The organism is Kitasatospora sp. NPDC042419, from assembly GCF_056437345.1.
The window spans coordinates 109894-134500 of record NZ_JBWKAW010000020.1; the positions used below are offsets into that span (position 1 = coordinate 109894).

A 24607-nucleotide genomic window follows, 5' to 3' on the forward strand; every position below is an offset into this window, starting at 1 on the left:
GAAGCCCCCGACCTGCTGACGCCGGCGGCGCGGCGTTCGCGGTGCTGTCGGTCGTGGCCGCCTTCGCGACCGGCCCGCTGATGCTGATCGTCGCGCGGGCGCTGCCGGGCGACACCGGGGCGACCCCGGCGCCGTCCGCACACCCCGAACACGGCTGCGCTCGTGGCACCATGAAGCATCGTCAGTTCGTCGCCCGAGCGCGGCCGGAAGGGATCGGATGCTTCTCACCCTGACGGGAGGGGCCGGCGCGGGGAAGACCACCCTCGCCGCCGCCCTGGCCGCCACCGCCGCCGTCGCCGCCGCTCCGGTCGAGGTGCTGCACGGTGACGACTACTACGTCACCGCGCAGGACCGCGGCGTCTGGGAGCCCGACGAGTCCGGGATCCCGCGCCTGGACGTCGGCGACCCCCGGTCGATCGACGCCGAACGCCTCGCCCGCGACACGGACACCGCCCTCGCGGCCGCGGCCGTCGTCATCGTCGACGGCCTGTTCGCCCACCGGGTGGCACCCCGGACGGCGGGCAACCGACTCGACGTCTTCGTCGACCTGCCGGCCGACCTCCGGCTCGCGCGCAAGATCCAGCGCAAGTGCGTCCGGGACGGCTTCCCCGTCGAGATCCTGCTCCGCAACTACCTGGCCCACCGGCGCGACGCACACGAGCGCCACATCGAACCGGCGCGGCGCACCTGCCACCTCGTCGTCGACGGCTCACTGGACCCGGACGCGCTGGCGCGCCAGGTCTGGTCGGCCGTCGCCGAACGGCAGGCCGCCGCACACGACTCCTGACGACCACACGCCCGTTGCAGAGAAGGGAACCCGGAACCATGCCCGTCGACCCGACCCCCGCCCGGTGGCGCAAGAGCACCCACAGCAACAACGGTGGGAACTGCGTCGAGGCTGCCCTCAACCTCCCCGGCACCGTCCCCGTCCGCGACTCCAAGGACCCCGACGGACCCGCGCTCGCCTTCCCCGCCGAAGCCTGGCAGGCCTTCGTCACCGCCCTCCGGAACGGCGAACTCGGCACCGCGCCCTGACCGAGAGGGGCAGCGCGGCCCGGAGGAGCGACGCGGCCCGGAGGAGCGACGGGCTACGGCCCTCGTCAGGCCCGGGGAGCCATCGCCTCCGGGCCGAAGGCGCGTTCGGCGGCGGTCACCACCCACAGCGGGAACTCCCCCACCGGTATCGCGGGCGAAGCCGGGAAGTCCGGACGCACCACCCCGTCCGGGAAGAACGCCACCCGGCAACGACGGCACAGCCACGCCGCCTCCCACACCCGGTGCTGCCGCTTCCGCTTCTCCCGCAGCTCCGGCGACCACCCCTCCTGCGCCGGCGACCCCGCCGGCAGGGCCTTCGGCGCCCTGCCGCGGCGACGCGCGAGATGCACGGTCACACCGATGCCGAGCAGCAGCGCCACCACGATCCACGGGCCCAGCACGGCACCCGCCCGGTAGGCGGCGTCGCGCACCTCCTCGTCCTGACTCTTCTCGGCCACCAGGGAACGCAGTTGCAACAGGCCGACGAGCCCCGCCAGGACGTAGCAGGTGATGGCACCCCCGCCCGCCCCCTCCGGCTCCGGCGGCAGCAGGGGCGGCGCGGCGAGCAGCGCACGGGCCGGCTCGTCGAGCGGCCGTCCGGCGTCCGCCAGGGCTTCCGGCACGGCCACGGCCTCGTCCGAGGCGGTGCACTGGGGGCAGGTGGCAGTCATCGGGCGGTTCACTCCTGGTGCGGGACGGGCGGGCCCGCCGCTTCGGGCGTACGGGCCGGGCGCCGGGTGCGGCGAGGAGGTAGTAGAGCACAAGCGGATGACCGGTCAGTTGCCGGGCCCACCGGCCGCGGCGCCTCCTGCCCCGGGCCGGCCCCGCCGCCCCGGCCGGCCCGCACCGGGCCTGCCTGCTGCCGTCGGCGGCAGCTCCGGGCCGGCGCCCCGCGACGTGTCGTGCGGACCGGCGGCCGCGACGCGCCTGGCACGATGGGCCGATGGGCGAACCGCTGCCACCCACCCCCGCCGAAGTCCTGGACGTCCACCGGCTGCGCCTGGTCGAAGTCCCCTCCCCCGGACTCTCCCCCGGGGAACGGGAGGCCAGGGACCGTGCCTGGGACGAAGCCGTCCGGAGGAACCCCGCCCTGTTCGACGGACCGGTGGTGGCGTGCGACGGCGTCGCGTGGGACGCCCCCGGCCGACCCGTCCTCTCCTGGTCACGGGTGACGTACCGGCACTACGCGCTCCGGTGGGTGCCCGGCGCGCGCCGACCGGCCTCGCTGTCCGTCATCCTCCTCCAACCGACCGACGACGGCCGGCTGCTGGTCGGCCGGATGTCCCCGTCCACGGCCGCCCCCGGACGCTGGCAGCCGCCGGGCGGGGCCGTCGAACCGCCGCCCCCGGGCGCACCGCTCGACACGGCCGCGCTGCGCCGCAACGCCGTACGGGAGCTCGCCGAGGAGACCGGCGTCGTGGCGGCGCCCGGTGAACTGACGCTCCGGGCGATCACGCGCGGGCAGTACGGGAGCGTGGGCGTGGTGTTCGGCGCACCGCCGCTGCCGGAGGCGGTGCTGCGCGAGCGGTACGCCACGCTGGCGGCGTCGGAGCGGGAGCTGGTCGAGATCGTGTTCGTCGGCGGCCCGGCCGGGTCGGCGGCGCTGCGCGGGCCGCACGCGGACTTCCTGGAGCAGGCCGTGCGCCGGTTCGCACAGCGGACGGCGTAGGGCGTTTCCTGGCGGGGCGGGGCGGGACGGGGGGCGCAGGCGGGGAACGACCGCACAGGAAGTCGGCCGGTCCGACTTCCCGCTCCACCGGCAGGCCGGTTCACGGAGACGCGCGGCCGGGCAGGAACCCGGGAGGGGCGGGTGCGACGGCTGGGGGAACGTCGATGATGTTCGGGTCTTCGGACGAGTGGTGGGTGGTGCTGTTCATCCCCGTGCTGCTGTGGGTGCCGTTCGGGCCCTTCGCCATGGGGGCCGCGGGCGTGTGGTGCGCCCGGCGGCCCGGGCGGTGGGCGCCGCGGCTCTGGGCGCTGCTGCTCCCGGTGGTCCCGGTCACGGTCTCGGCGACCGCGATGATCCTCCCCACCGACACCTGGGACGAGCCGGGCCGAGTGGGCGACTTCCTCGGCTACGCCGCCGTGTACGTCGGCGCCCTCACCGTGCTCCCCTGGCTGCTCGGCTACGGCCTCACCCGGCTGGCGCGGACCCTGCGCGCCCGCCGGACCGGTACTCAGGACCGGGCCGGCACCCAGGACCGGGCCGGCACCCAGGACCGGGCCGGCACTCGGAACGACCCGGCCCCGAAAGGCCGTTGACGCAAAGAGGCCGTATCGCCACTGTCCCGTCCGACGCTCCTCGCAGTAGTGTGCGAACCGTGAACGAACTGATCTTCCGGGGGAAAGACCGGTACCGTCCGTCCAAGGCGCACTTCGCGCTGCTGCTCGCCGTCTTCGTCGCCCAAGGCGTCTTCGCCGCCTACAGGCTCGGCCCCGAGGGGGCCGTCTGGCTGATCGGCGGCACGATCGTCTTCCTGGCCCCCTTCGCCTACTCCACGTTCCGGTGCTGGTCCACGGTCGGACCCGCCGGGATAACCATCTGCTGGGGCTTCGGACGCGGCCGCACGTACCCGTGGCACGAGATCCAGTGGATCGACGTGCGGACGACCAGGAACCGGGGCGACGAGTCGCTCGCGGCCCGGATGTTCCTCACGAGCGGGCGGCGCCGCGCGCTCCCCGGGCTGTACTACAGCGACCTGTACCCCGACCCGGACTTCGAGGTCGACTTCCGGCGCGTCGTCAACTGGTGGGAGCTGAGCACCGACGAGGCCGCGCGGGTCCGGCCGCCGAAGCGCCTCCGGGACCGGGTGACACCCACGGTGCTCGGGATCCTCGTCACGATCGTCATCGCGGCCGGCGCGGGGGTCTACATCGTCGCGTCCGCCTGACGGAGGCCCCCGGAGGGCGGTCACTCCGCCCTCCGGGCGCGGGCGGATCCTCTGCCCTCCGGCCCCGACCGGCCCCGACGAGGGAGAGCGTCCGAGCCCGTCAGAAGAGGTCCAGGAGCTCCGTCAGGGAGGTGACGGAGGGCACCTCCGGCTCCGGGACGGCCGAGTCCCGGCACAGCGCGCGCCCCGCACAGCCGAGCCGGATCGCCGCCGCGACCAGGTCCGGACCGTCGTCGACGAACAGGCACTCCGCGGGAGCGAGGCCCAGCGCGTCGCCGGCGTGCCGGTACATGCGCGGGTCCGGCTTGGTGCGGCCGAGGACGGCCGAGATCGCACACGCCTCGAAGAACCGGTCGGTCCCGAGCGCGTCGTGGAGGGCGGGCAGGTCGGGCCGGGCGTCCGACACCACGGCCATCCGCACACCCCGGCGGCTCAGCTCCGCCAGGGTCCCGCCGACGTCCGGGTACGTCTCCAGCAGCACGGCCGGGGGACTTCGCGGCGGAATCCCGGCCGGGACCGGTCCGGCCGGGAACTCGGCTCCACGGCAGGAGCGTTGACCCGGCACCGGAAACGTGGGACGAGGTGGGCCTGATGGACATTCCGCTGGTGGATGCGGTCGCGGCGGTGCGCGACGAACTGTTGGAGGCGGTGGCGCGCGGGGCGGGACAGGACGTGGTGTTCTCCGTCGGCCCCGTGGAGATGGAGTTCGAGGTCGAGCTGAGGGCCGACGCCAAGGCGAAGGCCGGCTTCAAGCTGTGGGCGGTCGGCGCGGAGACCGAGGCCGGGGTGTCGCGCGGCCGCACGCACCGGGTGTCGTTCACCCTGACGCCGCGCAACACCCAGGGCGGCGACCTGCTGATCAGCGGGTCCGCCGACCGCCCCGACGGCCCCGGCGACACCAGCGGCCGCATCCAGGACTGAGGACGGCGGGCGGGGCGCACCAGGGGAGCCGGCGGGGCGCGGGCACGGCGGGACACGGGCAGGGCGCGGGCGGGGCGCGCCTGCCGCGGCTCGGCGCGGTCAGCCCGTTGCGCGAACGTAGATGTCGGCCGCCCCGGGGAGCCCGCCCGGCACGGTGGCGACGTAGATCCGGCGGGCCGTGGACGGGCGGACCGTGGTGGCGGTCGCGGCGGGGGCCGTCGGGGACTGCTCGGGACCGGGCGTCGGGGACGGCTCGGGCGTCGGGGACGGCTCGGAGGAGGTGGAGGACGCCCGGTCCGGGCCGGGGACGTCGGCCGGGAACGCCGGTCCGTAGTCCTCCTGCTCCTCCTCCGGTCCTGCGGCGGGGCCGGCGGCGGGTCCTGCGGCGGAGCCGGGGTCGGCGGTGCCCTCGGGTGTCGCCGTGCCCGCGGCCGTGGCCATGGTGGTGGGTGAGGGTACGGGCACGGGGCCCGGCTCCGTGCCGTCGGGGGTGTGGGTCGGGCCGGGGCCCGGTTCCGAGCCCGGGCCCGGGCCCGCGGAGATCCCGACGGACGGCTCGGCGGACGGCTCGGTGCGGGGCTCCGAGAGCTCGACGGCCAGCTCCGGCTCGTCACCTCCCAGCGCCTCCGTGAGGTCCGGCGGCAGCACGGTGGTGGTCCCGGGGGCGGGCAGGTCGTAGGTGCGCAGGAAGTCACCGACGCCGACCTCGCGCCCCCCGCCGAGCCGGTAGTGCAGGTACGCGACGGGAACGCCCTCCGGCGTCCGCGTGTACACGGCGCCGACCGGCACGTAGTACCGCCCGGCGCCGGGGTGCTGGGAGGGGTGCAGGCCGGCGAGCAGCTCGGCCCGGTCGCGGTCGGTCTCCACCACACCGCGGCCGACGGTGAGGGCGTTGATGCCGCGGACGGCGAGCGCCGCCATGACCGCGACGAACAGGACCAGCCCCATCGCGATCGTCCGGCGCAGCACCGGGCGGCCGTGCAGGGCCGGCCACGATTCGCCGGACATGCGCTGCTCCGGCGACAGCCCGCCGTCGGGCCCTCGTTGGCTCACTGTTCCTGCTCCCCCGGTCAGTCGGCGTGGCGTCGCGACGTCGCACCGCCACTCGTAGTGCTCGACGTGGACCCTACGCTCGAAGTTCCGAGTCGGACCAACCAGCCTGATCAGCCCAGATAGGCCGGGGCCACCGCCGCGTCGAGGAGGCGCCGGGCGGCGCCCGTGCCGTCGGCGGGGACGGTCCACAGGTCGGCGCCGAAGTCGCCGGGCAGGGCGTAGAGGAGGTCGGCGCCGTCGGCCCAGACGGCCTGGTCGTCGATGTTGCGCTGCTCGGCGGTGGCGGTCTCGGTCATGGTGGCGAGATCGAGCACGTAGAGCCGCCACGGGGCGTCCTCGGGCAGGCCGGGGACGCGCTTCTTGTAGGCGATCCGGGTGCCGTCCGGGGACAGCGACGGGCACTCGACGTTCTGGTGGAGCGTGGTGAGGGTGCGGGCGCCGAGGTCGCCGCGGACCAGGTGGGTCCGGCCCCCCGTGGCCACGGTCGCGTAGAACGAGGTGTCGTCGGCGAAGGTCACGCCCCAGATGTTGACGTCGGGTGCGCGGTACGGCTTGCCGTCCTTGATCACGTCGAAGGTCTCCAGGTTGTCCCGGAGGTTCCCGTCGCGGACGTCGACGATCGAGGTGCGGGTGGAGAAGTCGGTGCCCGCGTAGGAGTCGCCGCTGACGAAGACCGTCCAGGCGGCGAGGTGGCCGGACGGCGAGACCCGGGACCGGGTCGGGATCCCGGCGGCGGGGAAGGAGCGCAGCTCGCGGAGGTGGTCGTCGAGGACGACCGCCCGGTAGGTGTCCTGGAGGGCGCCGTGCTCGGCCTGGAGGCAGATGCCGGTGCCGGCGGCGGCGTGGAAGCGCAGGCAGCGGACGCCGGAGGCGGTGCGCGGGCCGTCCGGGTGCTCGGCGGGGACGGTGGCGATCTCGTCGCGGTACGGGCCCCAGGCCATGTTGCGGAAGACGAGCCGCCGGGAGGCGGGCGCCTGGAGCGAGACCGCGCCGCGGGTGACGGCCGGGCCGCCGGGCTGGGCCTGGTCGCGTTCGGCGGAGCGGCCGGCGGCGTAGCGGACGGCACCGGTACCGACCGCGCCGAGGAGGAGGACGGCGGCCAGCAGGATCAGCACCCTGGTGCGGTTCCGGAGGGGGGTGGCGGTCACGAGGGCACCTCGGGGTCGGTCGGTCCGGGCGTGGCGGGGGCGGCGGGGGCAGCGGGGGCCTTGGGGGTGGCGGTCGGTCCGGGGGCCTTAGGGGTGGCGGTCGGCGGGCCCGGCGTGCCAGGCTGCTCGCGGAGGACGAGCGCCGCCCCGGCCGCGCAGCAGGCCAGCGCGCCCGCCGACCAGGCCAGCGCGGCGGTGCCGCCGACCACGCTCCACAGCGCGCCGAACGCCAGCGAGCAGGCGAACCGGGCGAGCGCCTGGCCGGTGCCGACCAGGGCGAGCCCGGCGCCGCGCTGCTCCGCGGGGACGGCGTCGGCCGCGGCGGCCGCGAGCACCCCGTCCGTCGAGGCGTAGAACGCGCCGTGCAGCACCAGCACGCAGACCACCGCCGGCAGCCCGCCGAGCGGCGAGAGCAGCAGCCCGTAGGCCAGCAGCAGGACCCCGTGGCCCGCCAGGAACAGCCGGCGGCGGCCGATCCGGTCCGCGAGGGCGCCGAGCGGGACGGCGAGGAGGAGGAAGGTGGCGGCGGTGCCGAGGGGGAGCAGCGGGAAGTACTCCGTGGCGAGGCCGAGCCGGCGCTGCACCAGCAGGTAGAGGAAGGAGTCGCTGACGGTGGTGAGGCCGAGCAGGACGGCGCAGAGGGTGAGGCGGCGCAGACCGGGCAGGCGGAGCAGCGCGAGGCCGTCCCGCGGTCCCGGGGGCGCGTCCGCCCGCGGCCCGGTGGCGGCCAGGCGGCTCGGCACGAAGAGCAGCAGCACCAGCACGCCCAGCACCGCGACGCACGCGCTGACCGCGAACACCGCCTGGTAGCCGTGTTGTTGGCCGCCGCCGTCGGCGAGCAGCGGGCCGCCCGCCGTCCGGAGCACCAGGAAGGCGGTGAGCGGTCCGAGCAGCGCACCGGCCGTGTCCATCGCCCGGTGCACGCCGAACGCCCTCCCTCGGTGGGCCGGTTCGGTGGCGAGCGAGATCATCGCGTCGCGCGGCGCGGTGCGCAGGCCCTTGCCGGTGCGGTCCACGGCGAGCACCGCGCCGATCAGCGGCACGGTGTGGACGAGCAGCAGGAGCGGCTTGCACAGCGCCGACAGCCCGTACCCGATCGCGGCGACCGCCTTGTGCCGGGGCGCGCCGTCCCGGCCGCGCCGGTCGGCGAGGTGGCCGCCGGCGAGGCGGACGAGGGCGCTGAAGCCGTTCTGGATGCCGTCCAGCAGGCCGAAGCCGAGCGGGGAGAGGCCGAGCCCGGTGAGGAGGTACAGCGGCAGGACGGCGCTGACCATCTCGGAGGAGACGTCGGTGACCAGGCTGACGGTGCCCAGCGCCAGGACGGTGCCGGGTACGGCGGCGCGGACCGCGCGGGCCCCGGGCGAGGCGGGGGTGGCGGTGGCGGCACCGGGTGCGGCGGCCGGGGTGGCGGTGGCGGCGCCGGGTACGGGTTCGGCGCCGGGTGCGGGTTCGGCGGCGGCCTCCCGCCGCCCCGGCCGGGAGGCGGCCGGGGCGACGGGGGCCTTGGAGCTGCGGGAGTCCGCGACGTACACGGGTGTCAGTTCCAGATGCCGGTGATGGTGGCGGCGGTGGCGGCGTTGCCCGCGTGGGCGGTCAGCCCGGCGAGGTCCTCCAGCGTGCGCAGCACGTTGTAGTGGTTGTAGGTGGTGGCGGTGGTGGCGCCCGGCGTGACGTGCGCGCCGTAGAAGACGGTGGGGATGCGGTTGCCGGAGAGCCGGTTGTCCTCGTCGAAGGTGACGACGAGGATGCTGTTGTTGCTCTTGGCCCAGGTGGCGTAGGCGCCGAGCTTGTTCTTGATCCAGGTGTCGCCGGTGGAGACCGAGCAGTCGTGCATGTCGTTGCAGAGGTCCGGAACGACGAAGGAGACCTTCGGCAGGCTCGCGAAGTTCGTCGGGAACTGCGTCATGGTGTACGCGGTGTTGGTCGGCACGTTGCCGAAGCCGAACCACGGGTTGTGCTTCTGCGCGTACTTGCCGCTGGAGCAGACGGTCGAACCCTGGCTCGGCAGGCCCTCGTTGTAGCTGCCCCAGGTCTTGCCGGCCGCGATCAGCTCGGACGCGAGGTTCGGCTTGTCGATCGAGCCGACCGGCACGCAACTGTCGTCCGTGCGGCCCTGGTTGGAACCGGAGAACAGCTGGTAGTAGTTGGGCTCGCTGGGGTGGGTGAGCCCGAACGACTGGGTGAGGGTGGCGCCGCCGGCCTTCAGGGTGTTGTTGATGTACGGCGCGCTGGAGCTGCCGATGATCTGCGAGTACGCGTGGTTCTCCAGGACGACGACCACCACGTGGTCCGGCGCCGGGAGGGCGGCGGCCTGCGCGGCGGTGCCGGTGGCGGCCCAGAGGCCGAGGGAGCCGGCGACCAGGCCGAGGCCGGCGGCCAGGGCGGTCAGGGTGCGGCGGCGGGGCTTCGCCGTGGTAGCGCTCATGTCAACCGACTCGTGAGCCAGGGACGTCTCGGACATGGGTGTCCTCCGTGCATCGGATGGCGGCCGGGCCGGGGAGGCGACCCGGCCGCGAGGGGGAACTACCGGCGGGGAACTGCCCGGCGGGGAACCACCGGGTCGGAGCGCCGCAAACAGTAGGAGCGGAACGGTGGCGCGTGCCCCGACCCCGACATGAAGAGAAGGCGAACAGCACCCGCGCCCCTCGGCCGAAAGTCAAGCGCAGGTCACAGCCCGCCCGATTGACCCGTCCGTGACGACCGTGGTGGGATTTCCGGGGCCCGGACCGCTCTGACGTGGGCATTCGGGCCGACGCCGGCCGGGCGGTCACCGACCGCCACGGACGGTCGCCGCCCGTGGCCGGGGCGGACCGGCGCGGACCGGACCGCACGGCACCACGGCCGGATGTCGGGCGGGTGACGCGGAGAAGTCGGACGTGAGCAGGGCGTGAGATGGACGTGAGCTGGGCGTGAGCGGTCCGGACGGGAACGGTTCGGGCGTGGGCGATTCGGGCGTCGACGGTTCCGGCGTGGGCGGTTCGGGCGTCGACGGTTCCGGCGTGGGTGGTTCCGACCCGGGCGGTTCGAGTGTCGACGGTTCCGGCGTCGACGGTTCCGGCCTGGACGGTCAGGGCGCGGACCGTCCGGACTCGGACGGCCCCGGGCGCCTGGTCGTCGGGGTGGGCGCCCGCGGCTCGGCCACGGCGCCGGAGCTGCTCGGGCTGATCCGCCGGGCGCTGGCCGAGGCCGGTCCGCCCGGCACGCCCGTCGCCCTGATCGCCACCCTCGCCGGAAAGGCCGCCCACCCCGCCGTCCGCCGGGCCGCCGCCGAACTCGGCGTTCCGGTGGCCGAGCACCCGGCCGACGCTCTGGCGGCCGTCCCCGTGCCGCATCCGTCCGCCGCCGTCGGCGCGGCGGTCGGGACGGCGGGCGTGGCCGAGGCGGCGGCGCTGGCGAGCGCGCCCGGCGGGGAACTCGTCGTACCGAAGCGGAAGTCCCCGGCCGCGACCGTCGCCGTCGCCCGGCTGCCGCACCACCCCGCTCCCCCGCCCGCCCCCGCAGGAGACCCGCCCATGACCCCCGTGCCCCCCGTACTCCCCGCGTCCCCCACCTCCCCCGCGCACCCCGCGCGCGCCGCTTCGCAGGCCGGGGACGCCGGGGCCCCCGAGCCCGACCTCCGTCACCACGGGGACGCCGAGGTGCGCGCCGACGGGGCCGGCCTGGTCGACCTCGCCGTCAACGTCCGCACCGGCACGCCCCCGCCGTGGCTGCGCGAGCACCTCGCCGCCACGCTCGCCGACCTCGCCGCCTACCCCGACGGCACGTCCGCACGCGCCGCCGTCGCGGCCCGGCACGGGCGGCCGGTCGACGAGGTGCTGCTCACCGCAGGGGCGGCGGAGGCGTTCGTCCTGCTGGCACGCACCCTGACGGCACGTCATGTGACGGTCGTGCATCCGCAGTTCACCGAACCGGAGGCCGCACTGCGGGACGCCGGGCACGCCGTGCACCGCGTCCTGCTCTCCCCCGCCGACGGCTTCCGGCTCGCCCCCGGAGCGGTACCGGAGGAGGCCGACCTGGTCGTCATCGGCAACCCCACCAACCCGACGTCCGTCCTCCACCCGGCCGCCGACGTCGCCGCCCTCGCCCGGCCCGGCCGCACCCTGGTGATCGACGAGGCGTTCATGGACACCGTCCCCGGCGAGACCGAGTCCCTGGCGTCGGCGCGGGAGCTGCCCGGCCGGGTGGTCGTCCTGCGCAGCCTCACCAAGACCTGGGGCCTGGCCGGCCTGCGGATCGGGTACGCGCTCGGCCCGGCCCCGCTGATCGCCGCCCTCGCCGCCGCGCAGCCGCTCTGGCCGGTCTCCACCCCCGCGCTGGCCGCCGCCGAGGCGTGCTCCGCCCCGGCCGCCCTCGCGGAGGCCGAGGAGGCGTCGCACGAGCTGGCCCTCCGGCGCGACCACCTGCTCAAGGGCCTCGCGGCCCTGCCCGCCGTCCGGGTGCACGGCGAGCCGGCCGCGTCCTTCGTCCTGATCGAACTGCCCGGCGCCGACGCCGTCCGGACCCGGCTGCGCGAGCACGGCTTCGCCGTCCGCCGGGGCGACACCTTCCCCGGTCTCGGCCCGGACTGGCTCCGCATCGCCGTCCGGGACGAGCCGACGACGGACCGGTTCCTCGCCGCACTCGGGGCGGCCATCGAGGCGGCCGACGGGCCCGCGACCGGGCCGGCGCCCTCCCTGTGACCGCTGCCGCGGACGCGGACGGCGATCACGACGCGGCCCGCACCGTCCGGCGTGCCGGACGGTGCGGGCCGCTTCCGCGCTACTTGAAGCCCTACTTGAAGACGGAGTGCGTGGGCAGCTGGTAGAAGCACGGGTCCTCGCGCCCGTGGCGCTGCTTTATCGCGTTCCAGAGCACCTGGCCGGTGTCCGGCCCGACCACCCCGTCGACGTCGAGACGCAGGCGGTACTGCAGTTCCTCCACGGCGTTGCGGGTCTTCGGCCCGAAGATCCCGTCGACCACGACGATGTCACTCGCGGTGCCGAGGGCCACCGCCTTGACCCCTCGCTGGACGCACTTGACCCGCTCCCCCTGCATCCCCTCCGAGATGACGAAGGTGCCGATCGTCGCGTGGGCGCTTCCGCCCGTCACCCCCACCACGGCGGACGCGGCCACCACCACCGACGCCAGTCGACCGACGAACCTGCCGGGACGAGATACAGCCCCCATGTTTTCCCCCTGATGTGTTTCGGCACACGGGGAGACAGCCGACCCCCCGATCACAGCGGAGTGTACGCACCGACAGGACCTTGATCAAAGTCCTGTCCGGACGTCAGACGGCCACCGCACCGGCCGCGTTCGAGGCCCGACGGCCGCCAGACGGCCCCACCGACGCCGGCAGGGTGGCCCGGCTCAGGACCCGTCCGAGCTACCCCGGGGGTCGCGTTCCACCGCGGCGGCCACGTCCGCCAGGTCCTTGGCGATCGCCTTCGCCACCGCCTTCGCCCCCAGGCCGCCGAGCAGCCGCGCCACGAGCGGCAGCTTGTCGCCGTGCTGCGGCCGGGCGGAGAAGGTCATGGTCACGGTCGTCCGCCCCGGCGAGTGCTCCACCAGCCGGAACTCCGACACGTAGTGCATGCCCGAGTTGTCCGCCTCGGTGACGTACCGCGCCGGAGCGTCGCAGACCGTCACCCACATCTCCTCGGTGGCCGACTTCCCGAGCATCCGCCGGGTCTCCCGCCAGCGGGTCCCCACGGCGAACGGGCCGGGTGTGAGCACCTCCACCGAGTCCACGCCGCTCAGCACCCGCGGCATCGACTCCAGGTTCGTCATCGACTCCCAGACCCGCGCCGCCGGAGCCGCCACCTCACGAGCCACCGAAACATCACGCTGTCCCATGCTTCGCAGTGTCCCCCGCTCCGCACCACCGCGCGAGGCGTCGCCCACCCGGCGCCGCACCTGGCGTGACGGCGGAAGCCCGGCCCGACCCCACCCCGCCACCCCTACCGCCACCAGGCCGCCGCCGCCGTGCAGCAGCTCCTCGCCGACGGCGTCGAAATCGGGCCGCTGGCACCAGGCCCCACCCCCGCGGCCTCGACCCACCGCCGCTCCACCAGCCCCGCCGACCGCTGGTACCAGGCCCCACCCTCGCCCCTCGTAGCGGCCTTCTGCGACCTCGGAGGTATCGAGCGCCAGGCCGAACGGAGCATCCCCCGTACCCACGGGGCTACTTGCGCCTTCGCCCAACTTCGGGTGACTAAGCTGGCTGGTCGTCAGAAACGAATACTCCTGACAGGTCGGTCGTGTACCCGCCAGGATGTGCCCACCGATTGTGCAACTACGCGGAACCAGAGACACAGGGAGCATCGTGGAGCCCCTACAGTTCATCGGGATCATCTCCAACACGCCAGAGGTCGACTCGCCGACGATCTGGCGCGATCCAGAGAACGGCGACCTGCTCATCCAGTCCTACAAGGCCAGCGATGAGGACTTGAGCCGCTGCAAGGAGGTTGGTTCGGTCCCCGGGCACTCGACTGATGTGCCCGACCACGAGACCGTGATTCGCCTCCCCGAAGAAATGATCAAGTTCATCGTGGACCTCGCCGCGAGGCTGGCCACTCATGAGGACGAGAGGTAGTAGCGTGGCCAACCCAATCGCCAAGGCTATGGCGGAGGCCGAGTTCTCCGCTGTGCACTTGGAGATGCGCGACAACTACACGCCGAACGACCCGCAGTTCCAGCGCTATCGGGAGGGTCTTCGCTACGGTCCGGATGACCGGCCGGAGTGGTTCCAAGGCTGGACTGCCTTCGCTGGAGAAGCGATTGACCGTGGCGTGGTCATGCGCCGGGCTCGGATCGTCTCAGAACCGGTCACGGAGTACATCCGCTACGAGCACCATGTGACGTTCCTGAACGAGGCTATCGGCGAGCAGGTCCGTTGGCTTCCGCGCCGGTTGGCAGCAGACATCGCACTGCCCGGAACTGACCTGTGGATGTTCGATGACTCCAAGGTCATGTTCACCTTCTTCTCGGGTGACGGGGACGTCGTAGACCGGGAGTGGATGACCGAGCCCACCGTCGTTCAGCTCGTGAAGAAAGCCTTCGAGACCGTGTGGCATAGGGCGACTCCGCACAAGGACTACGTGCTCAAGTAGTCGATCGAGATGCGCACCTCTCGCTCATCGAGCGTTCAGCAGGCCCGGAAGGCTCTCGCCGAACGGCTTAAGGAGATCCGTAAGGACTCCGGGCTCACCGGGCCTGCTCTTGCCCTCGCGTGCGGTTGGAGCAAATCGAAGTGCTCCCGCATCGAGAACGCGATCACCGCACCGTCCGAGCGGGACATCAGAGATTGGTGTCGGGCCTGCGGAGCAGACGACCAGGCCGCGGACCTGGTGGCTTCCCTCCGCTCGGTAGAGACCATGTTCACCGAGTGGCGACGCATGGAGCGGAGCGGGCTCAAGCGTGCCCAAGAGATGGTCCTCCCGTTGTACGAGCGAACCACGCGGTTCCGGGCGTACACACCTGGCATCCTGCACGGTCTCCTCCAGACCCGGGACTACACCCGCTCGGTACTCCAGGCCACCCAACGCCGCCGTGTTGCCGTGGACGACGTGGAGGAGGCCGTGCAGGTGCGTATGGAGCGACAGGAGATTCTGAGAGACCACGGGAAGACCTTCGCCTTCATCATCGAAGAGGCATGTCTGCACCACGGCCTCGGCGGCACGGAGGTTGCCGCCGGCCAACTCACCCACCTGATCGCCGTCGCGTCCCTGGCGAACGTGAGCCTGGGGATCATTCCGAGGGGCTATCTGCGTCACTCGATGCACGTCGAAGCCTTCTCGCTCTACGACTCGGCGCAGGCCAACGTCGAACTCGTCTCCGGGTACCTCCAGATCACGCAGCCCTCCGAGGTGGCGATGTATGTCAGCCGGTTCGCGGAGCTGTCCGCAGATGCCGTGCACGGCGCTGCCGCTCGCACCCTGATCACAGAGGCAATTGGCTCTCTCGGGTGATTGCTGTGCAACCACGTGCAACTTCCTGGCACCGTCTGTAGCCGACTCCCTACGGTCTATCACGCACCCCCCACCGCCACGGCGAAGGAGGCCAGACCGATGGCAAGACGCAACCCCCCGCATGAGTACCACGAGGTCGTGGCCGGCCCCGCGAAGCACGAGTTGAGCCAGGCCCCCGCCGGTTGGAGCCCGCTGGACGACTACGTGGCGCAGAACCCGGCCGGCCGCGCCCCCTCGGTGGGCTCCCTGCTCCAACGGGACGCCGTGCTCTCCACCTGCCCCTGCCGGGACTGCAAGGCCCGCAGAGCGGCGGCGTAGCCACCATGTCCACGGCCGCCGGCCAGCGCATGGAACCGCCGCCGCTGTGCCCGTTCTGCTTCCTCCAGACGTTGTACGACTCCCCGTCACCCGCTGACGACACCTGGAGCTGCGACATCTGCGGGCGGTTCGGCTTCCTCCTGTCGGCCGACTACATCAGGACCCACCCCGGCACCGACGCGGTGGTCGTCGTGGGAGTCGACCGCCACCCCGCCGGCCGCGCGGCCTGACCGGCAACGAGCACCACCACACCGCACGCCCCGACCCGATGGAGAGGCGCAACTGTGAACAGTGTGATCCAGGGAGACCCGGTCCGGCACCGGACGGCCGGCTGGACGGGCACCGTCGCCGAGACCCCGAGCAAGCGCGCCAACCACGCCTGGGTGAACCCGGACAGCTCCAGCGACCCCTACCCGCAGATGGTCCTCCTGACCGACTTGGAGCCCGCGGAATGAGCGCCCAACCGCTACCCGTCCGCGTGACCCCGCCGCTCCCCGTCCGAGGGGACATCCCCCCGCCAACGCCGGTACGGATCGTGGGCGAGGGGGTGGTCGTGGACTGCCCCGACGGCTACCGGCAGGGAACCTGCTGGGTCTGCCACCGCGAAACGCTGGTCTGCGCGGGCACCACGCTCCAGGCCCCCGGTGACACCGAGAGCACCTGCCACTCGATCTGCGACGACTGCATCGCCCGCGCCCGCCGGCCCCGCCGCCGCGCCGCGATGCGGGCCGCGCTCGACAAGCGCCCGGCGTAGGCCGCCGTGGACAACGGACAGGAGGAGTACCGCGAGGCCGCCGACCGGGCCGCCCGAGGACTCCCGACCCCGCTGCCGGTGGCCATCGCGCAGACGGTCGCGCTGGTCCTGCTCGCGGTCGTGGCCACCGCGCTCATCGCCTCCAGCCGCTACTGACCGTCGACCCGCGCCCCCGGGCGCCCCATGAACTCCCGGCTCGTCGTGAACCCCATGACGGGCCGGGGCACCACGCACGACTGCCCGCCCGCACCCGGGCGAGCAGAGCCAACCCGATTGGAGAGGCACGTGAGCACCGCCACCACCCCCAGCTCCACCGTGGAACTGGACGAGCTGGGCAAGTTCTTCACCATCACCGCCCGCCGGATCGACGCGGGCGACACCGCCCCGCAGATGTTCTCCGGCGCGATCGACGCGGCGTGGCACACCCTCGTCGCGGACCCGGCCGCGCACGAGGCGTTCACCCTCCGCCACGCCGGCCGCAAGCTGTTCCACGTCGAGATGAAGGGCTTCGGCCCGATCTCGTGGGTGGACGCGTACGAGGAGGCGTACGGGCCGCTGCCGGAGATCTGGTTCACCAACGCCGACGGCACGGTGAACACCGAAGCCCTCGCCCAGTACCGCGAGACCGGCACCGTCACCGCCGAGTGGGACTGCGGCCCCAAGCCCGGCCCCGGCGACGGCGACGACCTCACCCCGGCGGCGTCCTACCTGTGATCACCGCACCACTCGACGGAGCGTCCCGGCCCACAACCGGGGCGCTCCGCCTCACCGAGGCCCGCACGGAGAACCCCGCCAGCGTGGACGTGAACGGCTACCTCGCCGACCTCACCGAGCACTGCCCGTTCCTGCGCCCTTCCGTGCGGCGGGACATGACCGGCTGGACCGTCTACGAGATCACCCCGGGCAGCCACCGCTACGCCGTAGAAGCGGAGTTGTTCTACGCCGGGGTCCAGGCCGCGGAGTGGGTCCGTCCCCTGATGGGCAGGCCGTACGGTGTCCTCGCGTGCGAGAACGTGGTGCTCGTCGGGCACTGCGAGGGGGCGGACCACCGGGAACTGCTGACCTGGCCGCACTGGGCGCTGAAGAACCTCTACGCCCCGGTCGGCGTGATGTTCGGGAAGTTCGCCCAGGGAGCGGTCGAGACCGGCCGGCGCGGGCAGAGCATCCCGCCGCCCCCGTTCTCGTTCCTCCCGGTGCGGGCGGGCGTCCGGCCGCTGGACCCGAAGTTCCTGGAAGCAACTCCCGACCTTGCCACGGCGCTGTCCGTGGCGGTGGACGACGGCCGGGACGTCTTCGAGCACATCCCTTGCGAATGGAAGGCAGTACGAGAATGGGCGAGTTCGCTTCCGATGCCGCAGAAGCGCTGAGCGCCGCGGAGGCGGTCTGCGGGCCGGTCGAGCTGGAGGAGATCAGCGACCGCCGGGGCTCGGCCGTATGGAGGGCCACCGGTCCGCTCTCGGCCGTGAGCATCAAGATCGGCACGGGTGACGCCGCCGGGACCACCGCCCGCGAAGCCGCCGTCCTGGACCGGCTCCCCGGGTACACGGTGACGGCCGTCCGTTTCGGAGACGGCTTCTGGTACGTCACCCCGTGGCTGGAGGGGCCGTCCACCTGGCAGGTCTTCCAGCCGGTACGACGAGGCGGGGCCGGCCGGGACCGGGCAGTGGCCGGTGCGGTCGACCTCTGCCGGGTGGTCGCCGACTTCCACGCCGCCGGGTGGGTGCACGGCGACCTCCAGCCGCAGCACGGGATCCACACCGAACAGGGCGTCAGGCTCCTCGACTTCGCGTGGTCCCGCGAGCTCGGTACCGTTCCCTGGCCCGCCTTCGGCGGGACCATGATCCACCTCACCGCGCCCGAGTTGGCCTCCCGGATCTCCGAGGGGCCGCAACCCGTCAGGACGACCCGGGCCACCGACGTGTACGCCCTCGCCGGGGTCATCTGGACCTGCGCAACCGGTGCCTGGCCCCTCGACTACGCGGCGGCCGGGATCGACCCCCGACGGATCGGACCGGCGGGGCTCCGCCAGGCCATCGCCGCCGGAGGCGTTCCCCTCGCACCGACGACGCCCTGGCCCGAGTTGCAGCGGGTGCTGCGCTCGGCACTGCTCGCCGGCCCCGCGGACCGGCCCTCCGCCGGAGAGCTCGCCGGCCTCCTCGCGGGGGCGTGCGGGTGATCGAACTGCGTGAACTCACGGCTGGGGACGCCGAAGCGCTGAGGCGGATCTACGGCCCCGAGTCGACCAGGCTGCTCGGGCGGGGACCGATGGACGAGACGGAGGCACGGCTCTACACGGGCAGGGCGATCGCCTCCGCCGGGCGGCACCCTCGCGCGCTGTACATCCTCGGCATCACGGAGGAGGCCGACCTCCTGGGCGTCGTCAAGCTGCGCCTGGACGGTCCGGACGCCACCGTCAGCTACATCCTGCGGGCCGACGCCTGGGGCCGCGGCCACGCCACCGAGGCCCTGAGGGCGCTCCTCGAATGGGCCCTCGGGCACCTGGACCTGCACTCGGTCCGTGCCCGGCACCACCCGGACAACCCGGCCTCAGGCCGTGTCCTCACCAAGGCGGGCTTCGTCACGGCCGGCAGGGTCGCCGGGTTCGAGACCTACGTCCTCCGGCGACCCTAGGGCCCATCCCGGCACCTGGTCTGACGCCAGGCCGAGGCCCCGGCTCGGCCTGGTGTCAGGGTGGATCGGCGGACGGCGGAAGGGGGTTGGCGGCCTGTTCCCGGCGGCTGCGTTTCTGGGACAGGATCGGGATATCTCGCGGACCGGGTCGTCGACGGGCCCGGCCTACCGTGGTTCCGCCGGTGAACCGCACCGGCGGAACGACCCGGGAGCCCCGCATGCGTACGCGCCGCCTCGTCCTCACCGCCGCCGCCCTCGCGGCGTTCGCCGCCGCCGCCACCGCCTGCGGTCCGGAGAACGGCGACTCCGCTCCCGGCGCGGCGGGTCCGGCGGCCACGTCCGCGGCCACGGCGGCGCCGACCGCCCCGGGCGCCGCCCCGAGTGCCCCGAGCGCCCCGTCGACCACCTCGGCCACCCCGGCCACCCCGGCCGCGTCGGTCACGAAGGCCGCGCCGCCCGCCGGATCGTCCGCCTCCGCGGACCGGAACTGCGGCGCCAAGGACCTCGCCCTCACCGCCAGGACCGAGTCCCAGGCCGGCGGGTACATCCTGATCACCGCCCGGGCCAAGCCGGGCGTCACCTGCACGCTCCCGGGCGTGCACGCGACCATCGCCTTCGGCTCCGGCGGCATCGAGGCCGCCAACGCCGAGCAGGCCGTCGGCGAGCCGATCGTCCTCAGCGGCGGCAAGACCGCGTACGCGGGCGTCAACCCCAAGACCACCAAGGGGAACCAGGCGGTCGAGTTCACCGACGTCATCGTCGGCATCGGCAAGGCCGACCCGGACCCGGCCGGCCTCCCGGTCGGCCCGACCAAGGTGGACAAGCCGGTGGTCACCAACTGGCACACCGTTCCGAAGGACGCCGTTCCCGGCATCTGACGGCCGCCTGACGGCCACCTGACGGGCGCCCTTGCGGCGCGTGGCGGACGCGAGGTGCCCCGGCCGGTCGGCCGGGGCACCTGGTCCTACCGCGGGCGGCGCCGTCAGCCCTCGGCGGAGCGACGGCGGCGGGACACGGCGACCAGCGCCGCACCGGCGGCGACGGCCGCGGCGGCGCCGCCGGCCTCCCAGCCGAGGCCCTCGTCCACGCCGGTGGCGGCGAGCTGGCCGGAGGCGGCAGCCGTGGTGCCGGTGGTGCCGGCCGCCCGTGCGGGCGCCACGGCCGGGGCCGGGGTCACGGCCGTGGCCGGGTTCGCCTGCGTGCCCGCGACGTCGGCGGTCTGCGCGGTCTGGGCCGCCTGGCCGGTCCGACCGGTCTGGACCGCCGGCTGGACCTGCCCGGCACCGGTGTTCTGCGCCTGGCCCGCCTGCTCGACCGGCGGGGTGGTCGGCTTGGCAGCAGCGGCGGCAGCGGCGGCAGCAGCAGCGGCCTCGGCGGCCTCGTCCTCGGCGCGGGCCGTGAACTGGCCCTCCTTGAGGAACTTGACGACGTCCGCGTGGGTGCCGCTCATGGCGGCGCCGGCGGCCTTGCGGACGGCCGGGCCGCCCTTGTGCATGATCTGCGTGAGCAGCAACCGGTCCTCGCCCTCGCGCAGGCTCGGGAGACCGACCTCCAGGAAGCGGCGCAGGTCGGCGGGCGTCCCGCCGAGGGCCTTCTGGGCCGCCTCGAAGACGGCCGGGCTGATCTCCTTGTCGGCGAGCAGGGTCAGGATCTCGACCCGGTCGTCCTCGGCGCGGGCGATGTGCTGGCCCTCGGTGAGGAACTTGCGGACCGCCTCCGGGCTGCCGGACCGGAGGGCCTTCTCGGCGGCCGCCTTGACGGCCCGCCCGCCGGTGCTCAGGAGCTGGGTGGCCTTGACCCGGTCGTCGATGACGCGCGCGTTCGCGAGGTCGACCTCCAGGAAGTGGCGCAGCTCGGCGGCGGTGCCGTTGACGACCTTCTGGGCGGCCTCGCGGACGCTGACGCCGGAGTCCTTGTCGGCCAGGATCCGCTGCACCTCGGCGCGGTCGTCGTCCTCGGCCCGGGCCGCGAACCGGCCCTCCTTGAGGAACTTGACGAGGTCCGCGTAGGAGCCTTCGAGCGCGGCGGCGGCGGCCTTCTTGACGGCGGGTCCGCCGGTGGCGATGAGCCTGAACGCCTCGACCCGGTCGTCGACCTGGCGCTGCTCGCCCAGCTCGACCGTGAGGAAGTGGCGCAGGTCGGCGGCGGTGCCGGCGAGGGCCTTCTCGGCGGCCTCCCGGACACCGCGCCCGGTGGACTTGTCGGCCAGGATCCGCTGCACCTCGGCGCGGTCCGCCGCCTCCTGGGAGTCATCGGCGGCGTCGGAGGCCGCGTCCGGGCCGGACACCCCGGCGGGCTTCGGCTGGTCGGCGGCGGAGGCCATCGACGGGAACAGGACGGTGGGCGCCAGTGCGGCCGCGGCGATGACGGCGGACACCTTGGGCAACTTCATCAAGCAGACCTGTTTTCTTGAGCGGAGAACACGGGGAGAAGCCGTGAACGCGGCCAGCATAATGTTCTTACACGCCTGTCATATCACCATTAGTTTGCGGGCCATCGTCGCAGCCAGGGACACCGGATTCGTCGCCCCCGGACAAGGGGTGACGCATACGGACAATCCCCCTGGAGAACCGGCCCCGGGCCCGCCCGTCAGACCCGGACGGCGGCCGGAGCGAGGCGGCGCAGCCGGTCACCGGTCTCCGCGTCACGCGCCGTCAGCACCACCAACTGCAGCCCGCCCGAAGCCTGGAGTACCACCTGGTCGATCCGCAGCACCCCCAGCTCCTCGTGCACCAACTCCTTCTCCGCCCCGACCCGCTCCAGCACCTGGTGCTCGTCCAGCCAGCGGTCCGCTTCCGGGTACGCCGCCCGCAGCCGCTCGATCAGCCGGGCCAGCGGCCGCGCCGCCGGCGCACCGTCACCACCGCGCTCGGCGTAGGCGGAGCGCAACTGCGCCAGGGTCCGGCGGGCGTGGTACTCCCACTCCACCGTCCGCGCCCGGTGAACGGAGTTGGCGAACACCACCCAGCCCAGGTTGCAGTCGGCCGGATCCCAGCCGGACAGTCCGAACAGCGCGTCCGCACCCGGGTTCCAGGCCCGGATCGCCCAGTCCGCGTCCATCACGAACGCCGGCGCCGGCCACTGCGCGTGCATCAGCCGCAGCAACGGCGCCGGCACCTCGTCGGCCACGTCGACGCCCGGCTCCCCGGGACGGCCCCCCGCCAGCCGGAACAGGTACGCCGTCTCCGCCCGGTCCAGCCGCAGCGTCCGGGCCAGGCTCGCCAGCACCTCCGGCGACGGATTGATCGCCCGCCCCTGCTCCAGCCACGTGTACCAGGTCACCCCGACGCCCGCGAGCAGCGCCAACTCCTCACGCCGCAGCCCCGGGGTACGCCGCCGCACCCCCGGCGCCATGCCGACCTCCTCCGGCGTCAGCCGGGCACGCCGGCTGCGCAGGAAGCTCGACAGCGCCTTGCGGCGGTCCTCCGCGTCACCCATTCCCCCCGCCCTTCCTGGTAGTCGCACTGCCAGTATCCACAGGCACTGCTGAAGCCCGCGCCGCCCCGCGAGGCTGGTGCCACCAGCCGAACGCGCCACTTCGCAGGGAGAACCCCGATGAACCGTCAGCTCCTCCGGGCCGCCGTCACCGCCGCCGCGGCCGGCGTCCTGTTCAGCGCGAGCGGGGCACTGCCCGCCGCGGCCCACGGCGGCCACGCGGGCCGGGGCCCGGCCGTCATCCAGGGCCACGCCCCGACCCTCGTCCCGGAGGGCGCCACCTGGGACCAGGACCGGCAGCGCTTCCTGGTCGGCTCGCTGCGCCACGGCACGGTCTCCGTGGTCCGCCCCGACGGCGGCGTCCGCACCCTGGTCGACGAGCCGGACACGCTGGTCTCCGTGATCGGCCTGCACGTCGACCGGGCGCGCGACCGGGTCCTGCTGGCCAACGGCGACAACGGCCTCGGCGAACGCAGCTCCGCCGCGACCACCGGCCGGCTCGCCGGCCTCGGCGCCTACGACCTGGAGACCGGCCGCCGGCTGTTCTACGCCGACCTGGCCGCGGTGGCCGGCGACGGCGGCCCGCACATCGCCAACGACGTGGCCTTCGGACCGGACGGCACCGCGTACGTCACCGACTCGCTGGCCCCGGTGGTGTACCGGATCGGCGTGGACGGCACGGCCTCCGTGCTGGTCCGCGACGCCCGGCTCGCCCCGGCGCCGGGCGGCTACGGGCTGAACGGGATCGTCTTCCGGGACGGCCGGCTGATCATCGGCAAGTGGGACGACGGGACGCTCTGGCAGGTGCCGGTGCGCCGCCCGGCGGACGTCCGCCCGATCCCGGTCACGGGCGGGGCGGGCGCAGGCGGGGCTGGTACGGGCGGGCAGGGTACGGGCGGGGCGGGTGCGTCCGGTGCCCTGCTGCACCTGGACGGCCTGCTCGGACGCCCCGACGGCAGCATCGTCGGCGTGACCAACGGGCTGGCCGGCGCGGGCCGTGACGCCTCGGTCGAGCTCCGCTCCTCCGACGGCTGGCGCACCGCCCGGCTCACCGCCGTCCGGCCCTCGGCCGACCTCGCGCCGACGGCCGTCACGCCCGGCCCCGGCGGCGGCGTGTACGCGCTCTCCGGCCGACTGGACCTCGCCTTCGCGGGCGCGCCGGGCGACACCTTCTCGCTGCGCCGGATCTGACACGGCCCGGGCGCACCGGCCCCGCGGATATCCGATGGATCCCCGTGGGGCCGCTCTGCTTGGATCCCGCCATGACCAGTGACCTTGACCTCTCCGACGGCCACCCCGACGGCCTCCCCGAGGACCTCCCCGGCGCCCTCCCCGGCGCCCTCCCCGACGGCTACGAGATCTCCACCGACCCCGCGCGCCTCGACACCGGGTTGGTCCACCGGTGGCTGTCGCAGGACTCCTACTGGGCGAAGGGCCGCCCCCGGGAGAAGCAGGACACCGCCATCGCGGGCTCGCTCAACTTCGGCGTCTACGACCGGGCCGCCGGCACCCAGCTCGGCTACGCCCGCGTCGTCACCGACCGGGCCACCTTCGCCTGGCTCTGCGACGTGTACATCGAGCCCGCCGCCCGCGGCAAGGGCCTGGGCACGGCGCTGGCCGCCGCCGTCCGCGACCACCTCGCCCCGTACGGCCTGCGCCGCGTCCTGCTGGCCACGGCGGACGCCCACGAGGTCTACGCCAAGGTCGGGTTCGCGCCGCTGACGACGCCGGAGAAGTGGATGGCCCTCGGCGAGCAGTGACCCGGCGGGCGGCGAGCCGGTGGGCCGGCGAGCCACCGGGCACGGGACACGGGACACGGGGCCATGCCGTGACGCGCGTCACATCCGGGGGCTGTCACGGTCCACCGGCACGGGTCGTCTCCCTGGCGCGCGAGGACGCAGCCGACAGCTGCGCCCACTCGACCGAGAGGACGCCCGCCATGGAAACCATGACCGTCGAACGCGTCATCGGCGCACCCGTCGACGACGTGTTCGCCTGGCTCACCACGACGACCAACTACACGGCCTCGCCCCTGGTGCTGCGCTGCCGCCTCACCCGGCGCGGCGACGGCGCGCCGTACGGTGTCGGCGCCGTCCGCAGCCACCTCTGGCTCATCGGGTGGTTCAGCGAGCGCATCACACGGTACGAGCCGCCGTACGTCACCGAGTACGTCGTCGACCGGAGCCTGCCGCCGTCCCGCCACGAGCTGGGCCGGATGACCTTCACGGAGGTCGACGGCGGGACCCACGTCGAATGGACCACCCGCGCGGAGGTCGGCGTCCCCCTGCTCGGCGCCGTGCTCACCCGCCGGCTCGCCCGGCCGATCATCACCCGCACGTTCCGGAACATCCTCGCCGCCGCCGACGCCGCGCTGTCCGTACCCGCCGGCCGCGCGCGCACCTGACGCCCCCGGCCGCCCGACGGCAGTGCCGCCGGGCGGCCGGGCGGTCGGACGGCCTGGCGGTCGGACCG

33 protein-coding genes are annotated in these 24607 nt (G+C 74.2%); 23 read left to right on the forward strand and 10 right to left on the reverse strand.

The window, feature by feature from the left end:
- The first annotated feature begins 217 nt into the window (after window positions 1-217).
- Complete coding sequence (locus AC067J_RS30225) at window positions 218-787, forward strand: AAA family ATPase (protein ID WP_478304506.1); 570 nt, start codon at window positions 218-220, stop codon at window positions 785-787.
- 38 nt (window positions 788-825) lie between these two features.
- Window positions 826-1035 (forward strand): DUF397 domain-containing protein, encoded by a 210-nt coding sequence (locus AC067J_RS30230; RefSeq protein WP_478304508.1) that lies wholly within the window; start codon window positions 826-828, stop codon window positions 1033-1035.
- 65 nt (window positions 1036-1100) lie between these two features.
- Here AC067J_RS30230 and AC067J_RS30235 read toward each other — a convergent pair whose 3' ends face one another.
- Window positions 1101-1706: a hypothetical protein gene (locus tag AC067J_RS30235; RefSeq protein ID WP_478304510.1), complete on the reverse strand. Its 606-nt coding sequence runs from the start codon at window positions 1704-1706 to the stop codon at window positions 1101-1103.
- A gap of 272 nt (window positions 1707-1978) precedes the next feature.
- Here AC067J_RS30235 and AC067J_RS30240 point away from each other — a divergent pair, with 272 nt between their 5' ends.
- The 3 genes from AC067J_RS30240 to AC067J_RS30250 all read left to right on the forward strand — a co-directional run bounded on the left by AC067J_RS30240 (window position 1979) and on the right by AC067J_RS30250 (window position 3926).
- The gene (locus tag AC067J_RS30240) at window positions 1979-2704 is read left to right on the forward strand and encodes an NUDIX hydrolase (protein WP_478304512.1); all 726 of its coding nucleotides are present in this window, start codon (window positions 1979-1981) and stop codon (window positions 2702-2704) included.
- A 164-nt stretch (window positions 2705-2868) separates the two neighbouring features.
- Complete coding sequence (locus AC067J_RS30245) at window positions 2869-3297, forward strand: hypothetical protein (protein ID WP_478304513.1); 429 nt, start codon at window positions 2869-2871, stop codon at window positions 3295-3297.
- Window positions 3298-3356: 59 nt separating this feature from the next.
- Window positions 3357-3926: a hypothetical protein gene (locus tag AC067J_RS30250; RefSeq protein ID WP_478304514.1), complete on the forward strand. Its 570-nt coding sequence runs from the start codon at window positions 3357-3359 to the stop codon at window positions 3924-3926.
- Window positions 3927-4026: 100 nt separating this feature from the next.
- Here AC067J_RS30250 and AC067J_RS30255 read toward each other — a convergent pair whose 3' ends face one another.
- A complete protein-coding gene (locus AC067J_RS30255) occupies window positions 4027-4407 on the reverse strand; it encodes an HAD family hydrolase (RefSeq protein ID WP_478304516.1) in 381 nt (126 codons plus the stop codon).
- 110 nt (window positions 4408-4517) lie between these two features.
- Between AC067J_RS30255 and AC067J_RS30260 the strand changes: the two genes are divergently transcribed.
- Window positions 4518-4847: a trypco2 family protein gene (locus AC067J_RS30260; protein ID WP_478304518.1), complete on the forward strand. Its 330-nt coding sequence runs from the start codon at window positions 4518-4520 to the stop codon at window positions 4845-4847.
- A gap of 99 nt (window positions 4848-4946) precedes the next feature.
- Here AC067J_RS30260 and AC067J_RS30265 read toward each other — a convergent pair whose 3' ends face one another.
- The 4 genes from AC067J_RS30265 to AC067J_RS30280 all read right to left on the reverse strand — a co-directional run bounded on the left by AC067J_RS30265 (window position 4947) and on the right by AC067J_RS30280 (window position 9473).
- Window positions 4947-5855 carry a hypothetical protein gene (locus AC067J_RS30265; protein WP_478304520.1) on the reverse strand — a complete coding sequence of 303 codons (909 nt, stop codon included), beginning with the start codon at window positions 5853-5855 and terminating at the stop codon, window positions 4947-4949.
- Window positions 5856-6010: 155 nt separating this feature from the next.
- Window positions 6011-7048, reverse strand: coding sequence for a TolB family protein (locus AC067J_RS30270; RefSeq protein WP_478304522.1), 1038 nt, complete (start codon window positions 7046-7048; stop codon window positions 6011-6013).
- The gene (locus tag AC067J_RS30275) at window positions 7045-8580 is read right to left on the reverse strand and encodes an MFS transporter (RefSeq protein WP_478304524.1); all 1536 of its coding nucleotides are present in this window, start codon (window positions 8578-8580) and stop codon (window positions 7045-7047) included. The genes AC067J_RS30270 and AC067J_RS30275 overlap by 4 nt, the downstream gene beginning before the upstream one ends.
- A gap of 5 nt (window positions 8581-8585) precedes the next feature.
- Complete coding sequence (locus AC067J_RS30280) at window positions 8586-9473, reverse strand: alkaline phosphatase family protein (RefSeq protein WP_478304622.1); 888 nt, start codon at window positions 9471-9473, stop codon at window positions 8586-8588.
- Window positions 9474-10107: 634 nt separating this feature from the next.
- Between AC067J_RS30280 and cobC the strand changes: the two genes are divergently transcribed.
- Window positions 10108-11727, forward strand: a complete 1620-nt coding sequence (gene cobC, locus AC067J_RS30285) for an Rv2231c family pyridoxal phosphate-dependent protein CobC (protein WP_478304624.1) — start codon at window positions 10108-10110, stop codon at window positions 11725-11727.
- A 91-nt stretch (window positions 11728-11818) separates the two neighbouring features.
- Here cobC and AC067J_RS30290 read toward each other — a convergent pair whose 3' ends face one another.
- Window positions 11819-12214: a peptidoglycan-binding domain-containing protein gene (locus AC067J_RS30290; RefSeq protein ID WP_478304526.1), complete on the reverse strand. Its 396-nt coding sequence runs from the start codon at window positions 12212-12214 to the stop codon at window positions 11819-11821.
- Window positions 12215-12397: 183 nt separating this feature from the next.
- Window positions 12398-12883: an SRPBCC family protein gene (locus tag AC067J_RS30295; protein ID WP_478304528.1), complete on the reverse strand. Its 486-nt coding sequence runs from the start codon at window positions 12881-12883 to the stop codon at window positions 12398-12400.
- A 418-nt stretch (window positions 12884-13301) separates the two neighbouring features.
- Here AC067J_RS30295 and AC067J_RS30300 point away from each other — a divergent pair, with 418 nt between their 5' ends.
- The 13 genes from AC067J_RS30300 to AC067J_RS30360 all read left to right on the forward strand — a co-directional run bounded on the left by AC067J_RS30300 (window position 13302) and on the right by AC067J_RS30360 (window position 19578).
- Window positions 13302-13622: a hypothetical protein gene (locus AC067J_RS30300; protein WP_478304530.1), complete on the forward strand. Its 321-nt coding sequence runs from the start codon at window positions 13302-13304 to the stop codon at window positions 13620-13622.
- Between the two features lie 4 nt (window positions 13623-13626).
- Window positions 13627-14139: a DUF6879 family protein gene (locus AC067J_RS30305; RefSeq protein ID WP_478304532.1), complete on the forward strand. Its 513-nt coding sequence runs from the start codon at window positions 13627-13629 to the stop codon at window positions 14137-14139.
- Window positions 14140-14148: 9 nt separating this feature from the next.
- Window positions 14149-14997, forward strand: a complete 849-nt coding sequence (locus AC067J_RS30310; protein WP_478304534.1) for a helix-turn-helix domain-containing protein — start codon at window positions 14149-14151, stop codon at window positions 14995-14997.
- A gap of 99 nt (window positions 14998-15096) precedes the next feature.
- Entirely contained in the window at window positions 15097-15315 is a 219-nt protein-coding gene (locus tag AC067J_RS30315) for a hypothetical protein (RefSeq protein WP_478304535.1), read from the forward strand.
- Between the two features lie 5 nt (window positions 15316-15320).
- On the forward strand, window positions 15321-15545 hold the full coding sequence (locus AC067J_RS30320) for a hypothetical protein (protein WP_478304537.1): 225 nt from the start codon (window positions 15321-15323) through the stop codon (window positions 15543-15545).
- A gap of 54 nt (window positions 15546-15599) precedes the next feature.
- Entirely contained in the window at window positions 15600-15770 is a 171-nt protein-coding gene (locus AC067J_RS30325) for a hypothetical protein (protein WP_478304539.1), read from the forward strand.
- A 98-nt stretch (window positions 15771-15868) separates the two neighbouring features.
- A complete protein-coding gene (locus AC067J_RS30330; RefSeq protein WP_478304541.1) occupies window positions 15869-16069 on the forward strand; it encodes a hypothetical protein in 201 nt (66 codons plus the stop codon).
- 6 nt (window positions 16070-16075) lie between these two features.
- Window positions 16076-16225, forward strand: a complete 150-nt coding sequence (locus AC067J_RS30335; RefSeq protein ID WP_478304543.1) for a hypothetical protein — start codon at window positions 16076-16078, stop codon at window positions 16223-16225.
- Window positions 16226-16354: 129 nt separating this feature from the next.
- On the forward strand, window positions 16355-16783 hold the full coding sequence (locus AC067J_RS30340; RefSeq protein ID WP_478304545.1) for a hypothetical protein: 429 nt from the start codon (window positions 16355-16357) through the stop codon (window positions 16781-16783).
- Window positions 16780-17436: a hypothetical protein gene (locus AC067J_RS30345; protein ID WP_478304546.1), complete on the forward strand. Its 657-nt coding sequence runs from the start codon at window positions 16780-16782 to the stop codon at window positions 17434-17436. Before AC067J_RS30340 ends, AC067J_RS30345 begins: the two co-directional genes overlap by 4 nt.
- A complete protein-coding gene (locus AC067J_RS30350; protein WP_478304548.1) occupies window positions 17400-18245 on the forward strand; it encodes a protein kinase family protein in 846 nt (281 codons plus the stop codon). The genes AC067J_RS30345 and AC067J_RS30350 overlap by 37 nt, the downstream gene beginning before the upstream one ends.
- Window positions 18242-18700 carry a GNAT family N-acetyltransferase gene (locus AC067J_RS30355; protein ID WP_478304550.1) on the forward strand — a complete coding sequence of 153 codons (459 nt, stop codon included), beginning with the start codon at window positions 18242-18244 and terminating at the stop codon, window positions 18698-18700. Before AC067J_RS30350 ends, AC067J_RS30355 begins: the two co-directional genes overlap by 4 nt.
- A gap of 218 nt (window positions 18701-18918) precedes the next feature.
- Window positions 18919-19578 carry a DUF4232 domain-containing protein gene (locus tag AC067J_RS30360; protein WP_478304552.1) on the forward strand — a complete coding sequence of 220 codons (660 nt, stop codon included), beginning with the start codon at window positions 18919-18921 and terminating at the stop codon, window positions 19576-19578.
- A 104-nt stretch (window positions 19579-19682) separates the two neighbouring features.
- Here the strand turns inward: AC067J_RS30360 and AC067J_RS30365 are convergent, their stop codons facing one another.
- Window positions 19683-21092 carry an ALF repeat-containing protein gene (locus tag AC067J_RS30365; RefSeq protein ID WP_478304554.1) on the reverse strand — a complete coding sequence of 470 codons (1410 nt, stop codon included), beginning with the start codon at window positions 21090-21092 and terminating at the stop codon, window positions 19683-19685.
- A 197-nt stretch (window positions 21093-21289) separates the two neighbouring features.
- Window positions 21290-22138, reverse strand: a complete 849-nt coding sequence (locus AC067J_RS30370) for a helix-turn-helix transcriptional regulator (protein ID WP_478304556.1) — start codon at window positions 22136-22138, stop codon at window positions 21290-21292.
- A 117-nt stretch (window positions 22139-22255) separates the two neighbouring features.
- On the opposite strand from AC067J_RS30370, the gene AC067J_RS30375 reads away from it, so the two are divergent.
- The 3 genes from AC067J_RS30375 to AC067J_RS30385 all read left to right on the forward strand — a co-directional run bounded on the left by AC067J_RS30375 (window position 22256) and on the right by AC067J_RS30385 (window position 24539).
- On the forward strand, window positions 22256-23326 hold the full coding sequence (locus AC067J_RS30375; protein WP_478304557.1) for a hypothetical protein: 1071 nt from the start codon (window positions 22256-22258) through the stop codon (window positions 23324-23326).
- Between the two features lie 71 nt (window positions 23327-23397).
- A complete protein-coding gene (locus AC067J_RS30380) occupies window positions 23398-23895 on the forward strand; it encodes a GNAT family N-acetyltransferase (RefSeq protein WP_478304559.1) in 498 nt (165 codons plus the stop codon).
- A gap of 179 nt (window positions 23896-24074) precedes the next feature.
- Entirely contained in the window at window positions 24075-24539 is a 465-nt protein-coding gene (locus AC067J_RS30385; RefSeq protein ID WP_478304561.1) for an SRPBCC family protein, read from the forward strand.
- Window positions 24540-24607: the final 68 nt, after the last annotated feature.